At 56.6% G+C, this 3,642-nt stretch carries 5 protein-coding genes; 1 reads left to right on the top strand and 4 read right to left on the bottom strand.

Features of this window, described 5'->3' with window-relative positions; all coding sequences use genetic code 11:
• The 4 genes from ABYV89_RS15520 to ABYV89_RS15505 form a co-directional block, all read right to left on the bottom strand.
• The coding region (locus ABYV89_RS15520) for a sodium:solute symporter family transporter (protein ID WP_432823842.1) at positions 1–501 on the bottom strand (501 nt) is incomplete at its 3' end.
• Positions 498–824: a DUF4212 domain-containing protein gene (locus tag ABYV89_RS15515; RefSeq protein ID WP_432823841.1), complete on the bottom strand. Its 327-nt coding sequence runs from the start codon at positions 822–824 to the stop codon at positions 498–500. The genes ABYV89_RS15515 and ABYV89_RS15520, both read right to left, overlap by 4 nt.
• Before the next feature lie 50 nt (positions 825–874).
• On the bottom strand, positions 875–1,666 hold the full coding sequence (locus ABYV89_RS15510) for an IclR family transcriptional regulator (RefSeq protein ID WP_432823840.1): 792 nt from the start codon (positions 1,664–1,666) through the stop codon (positions 875–877).
• 486 nt (positions 1,667–2,152) lie between these two features.
• Entirely contained in the window at positions 2,153–2,545 is a 393-nt protein-coding gene (locus ABYV89_RS15505) for a (deoxy)nucleoside triphosphate pyrophosphohydrolase (RefSeq protein ID WP_432823839.1), read from the bottom strand.
• Between the two features lie 141 nt (positions 2,546–2,686).
• On the opposite strand from ABYV89_RS15505, the gene ubiE reads away from it, so the two are divergent.
• Positions 2,687–3,397 (top strand): bifunctional demethylmenaquinone methyltransferase/2-methoxy-6-polyprenyl-1,4-benzoquinol methylase UbiE, encoded by a 711-nt coding sequence (ubiE, locus tag ABYV89_RS15500; protein ID WP_432823838.1) that lies wholly within the window; start codon positions 2,687–2,689, stop codon positions 3,395–3,397.
• Positions 3,398–3,642 lie beyond the last annotated feature (245 nt).

Raw genomic sequence — 3,642 nt, 5'->3', positions numbered from 1 at the left:
GGTGGAATAGGTGATGGCGATGATGACCGTGACCGAGGCGGCGATCAGCCGCACTGCATGGCAGTCATAGCGGTCGCCGAGGAATTCGGGGATGGTGTACTTGCCGAAGCGGCGGATCTGGGCGGCGATCAGGCACAGCAGCAGCACGTAGCCGCCGGTCCAGCCGATGATGTAGCCGAGCCCGAACCAGCCCTTCAGGTAAAGCAGTCCGGCCACGCCCATGAACGAGGCGGCCGACATCCAGTCCGAGGCGATAGCGGCGCCGTTGCCAAACTTGCCGATCCCCTGGCCGGCAATCCAGTATCCCGAGGTGTCTGACACTTTGGAGAGAAAGCCAACGCCGACATAGACGCACAGCAGGGCGACCATGATGACGGCCGGAATCAGTTTGAATCCTTGCTCGACCTGGTAAATTTCTTCGCCGGCAGCGGCGAAGAGGTGGCCGGCAAAGCCGCAGACAGCTGCCAGGGATAGGCCGGAAATCAGTATCGCTTTGTTCACGGGGAGATCCTCCGGGGGGCCTGGCGGGTCACTTTTTTGTCCCACAGCATGCAATAGAGCTTGCACAGCAGAATGTAGCCGATGGTGCAGCCCTGGGCGATCAGCCAGTAGTGCAGCGGGAAACCCAAAAATCGGCTGCGGGTGATGAACGATTCACCGAAACCCGAAGGGTCGCCCAGGCCGGCCAGGTAGATAATGAGGGGGATGCCGTAGCTCAGCAACGCCCAGCAAATGAGCACGGTCCTGGCGATGCGCACTTCCGCCTTCATGTTCGCGGTCGAGGGCCGAAAAAAATTAACGTCCACACGTTCCCTGGTGGGCATTCTCATCCTCCTCTAGATGGTTTCATCTAGTTATAAATGGAATGGACGTTTCAGTAAAGATCTTTACTCATGTGGGGACCGAGATAGCCCAGTTTGGAGGAGATGATTTCGCCGGCTTCTTTCAGGCGGGGGAGGAAATCCTGCTCGATCTGGGCAGGATTCATGCGGAAATCAGGGCCGATCATGCAGAGCCCGGCGGCAATTTCGCCGTGGATGTTTCTCAGCGGCACGGCAACGCAGGCGACTCCATCGCCCAGGTTGCCGAAGTCGATGCAGAAGCCGCTGCTGCGGATCTCCTGCAGCTCTTCGGCGGGAATGTCGGCGGCAGGCTTGGCTGTGGTGCGGCGTTTTTTGTCCGGGGTGGGGTCTTCTTCGGGAGGCGCGCCGGCCAGCAGCACCTTGCCGGCGGCTGAGCTGGTCAGCGGGTAGCGCTTGCCGACCAGGGAGACTATTTTGACCTGCAGGGGAGTGTCGACGACATCGAGAAAAAGCAGGTCACCATTGCGGCGGACGGCCAGGTAAATCGCTTCGTTGCATTCGCGAACCAGGCGCTCCATCACCGGGTGAGCTTTTTTCAGCAGGCCCATGCGGGAGAGAAACTTCTGCCCCATTTCATAGGCCGCCAGACCCAGTCGATATTTTCCCGAAGCAGCCTCACGCTCAACGTAGCCGCGGTTCTCAAAGGTCGCCAGCAGTCGGAATACGCTGGTTTTGTTCATGCCGAGCTTTTCGCTCAGGCGTGAAATTCTGACCTCCTCTTCTTCATCGCAGAGCGCTTCAAGGACGTTGAGGGCGTTTTCCACCGATTGTATCGAATAAGAATCTTTCCCTCGGCTCGGCAAGTGGTGACTCCTTGGGTGGCAGGATATCGATTTTGAAAATGCTGGAGGCTGAAATTTGTCCTGTTTTTTTAAAAGTAATACAGTGTTTTATTTGTGTCAACTTTATTTGTTGTTGCGAGGCGAAAAATGGATATATCCACCAGTAGGCATCGTTTCGGTGTTTTTATGGTTGCCTTGCGAGCTGTGTCTTGCATTTAGAAAGGCATGTTTTTCCGGATGTGAACCCTTGAATGTGATTTCTTGAGAGGTCTGTCCCTGGTTGGGAAATGGTGTTTTAGTGTTTTTCTGGTGGGGCCTTGTGAGTTGAGGGATTGGAATGATTGGTTTATTTGCTTTGCGGGGTGTTTCTCTCAGTGAATCTGCAGCGCAAATATTAAACAGGCCAGACGCCGCCGATGGTTTTCGGGAGACCGGCAGAGTGGTTTTAATGATTGAATGAAGGGGGCTGCAGCGAACCCGTAAGCCGCCCGGGATTGGAGCCTGGGGTCAGCAACGGCTGCGGACCAGCTTCGCCACAATGGGGGCGTCAGCAGGGAGCAGGTTGTATTGGTCGAGTTCGTTGACCGGCACCCAGCGGTGCTCGGCGACTTCGAGGTTGCGGATGGTCCCCTGCCGGTGCCGGCATTCATAGGCCAGGATCAGGACTGTTCCCTGCGGGTAGCGGAAATAGACGGTTTCAAAGATGTCCTCGACAGCACTTTCGATGCCGAGTTCTTCGAGCAGTTCCCGGCGCAACCCTTCCTGGGGCGATTCGTTGGGATCAAGCTTGCCGCCGGGGAATTCCCACATGCCGCCGTGCCGGCTGGTTTCCGGCCGTTTCGTGATGAGCACGCAATTGTCCCGGCGGATGATGGCGGCGGTGACGATGATTGGCAGCATGAGGTTCTCCTTGGCTAGGCTGAAATAACGCCGAAGTATAGTCTGCCCGCTACGGACGGAAAAGGTTTTTTTGCTGACAGCCTGGTAAATGGTGTGATAAAAGGTGCCGCGTCAGACTTTTTTAACGTGGGAGCTATCGTCATGTTTAATCTTTCCGAGAAGGGGCGTGGGATCCGCGAGATGTTCGACACCATCGCCCCCCGTTACGACCTGCTGAACCGCCTCCTGTCGCTCGGGATCGACCGGCGCTGGCGGACCTTTGCCGTGGGCAAACTGCATCTTCCGGAGCAGGGGCGGATTCTCGACGTGGCCACCGGCACCGGCGATGTGGCCCTGGAGATTGCCTCCCGCAGCCCCGATTCCCTGACGATCGTCGGCGCCGACCTGACCCCGGGGATGCTTCGCGTCGGGCAGGAAAAAGTCGACCGATCGCCCTATCGCGACCGTATCGTTCTGGTCAATGCGCCCTGCGAGTCGATGCCGCATCCCGACGGCCAGTTCGACGGTGTCACCATTGCCTTCGGCATCCGCAACGTGGTCGACCGGACGGCTGGTCTGAGAGAGATGTGCCGGGTGCTCAAGCCGGCCGGGCGTGCTGTCATCCTCGAATTTTCCAACCCCAGGAGCAGGCTGTTCAAGGCGCTTTATAATTTTTACTTTCGCAGGGTGCTTCCCTGGATCGGTGGCTTGCTCTCCACGCGCAGCGCCTATCAATACCTTCCCGATTCGGTGCTTGAATTTCCCGACCAGGAGACGTTTAAAAAAATGATGGGGGATGCCGGTTTTACCGAGGTTGTACATCATGACCTGACCTTTGGCATCGCTACGGTCTATGTCGGGGTCAAGCCGTAACGGGTTCTTCTGCTGCGTTCTTTATAAATATAGTAGAAAAGCATTAAAACCGCCGCTTTACAGCCGGCGGTTTTTTTTTGTACCTTTTAAAGAGAAGACAGGAACTGGCCGTCATGGGATAATGGGCGAGTGAATTGACGTCGTTTCTTTTTGGTGAGGCATTTCGAGAAAATCGGGTGGGAGGTCTTTATGCGACAGGCTCTGCTGGTAATTGACATGCTCAACGATTTCGTCCGGGAGGGGGC

It is taken from the genome of Trichloromonas sp. (assembly GCF_041583255.1).
Lineage (GTDB): Bacteria > Desulfobacterota > Desulfuromonadia > Desulfuromonadales > Trichloromonadaceae > Trichloromonas.
Note: the sequence above shows the minus strand (reverse complement) of the source record. Positions and strands in the feature narration are given on the sequence as shown.

Excerpts from the sequence above, each read along its gene's own strand:
- ABYV89_RS15515 (WP_432823841.1), bottom strand. The coding sequence starts at position 824 with ATGCCCACCAGGGAACGTGTGGACGTTAATTTTTTTCGGCCCTCGACC.
- ABYV89_RS15505 (WP_432823839.1), bottom strand. The coding sequence starts at position 2,545 with ATGCTGCCAATCATCGTCACCGCCGCCATCATCCGCCGGGACAATTGC.
- ubiE (WP_432823838.1), top strand. The coding sequence starts at position 2,687 with ATGTTTAATCTTTCCGAGAAGGGGCGTGGGATCCGCGAGATGTTCGAC.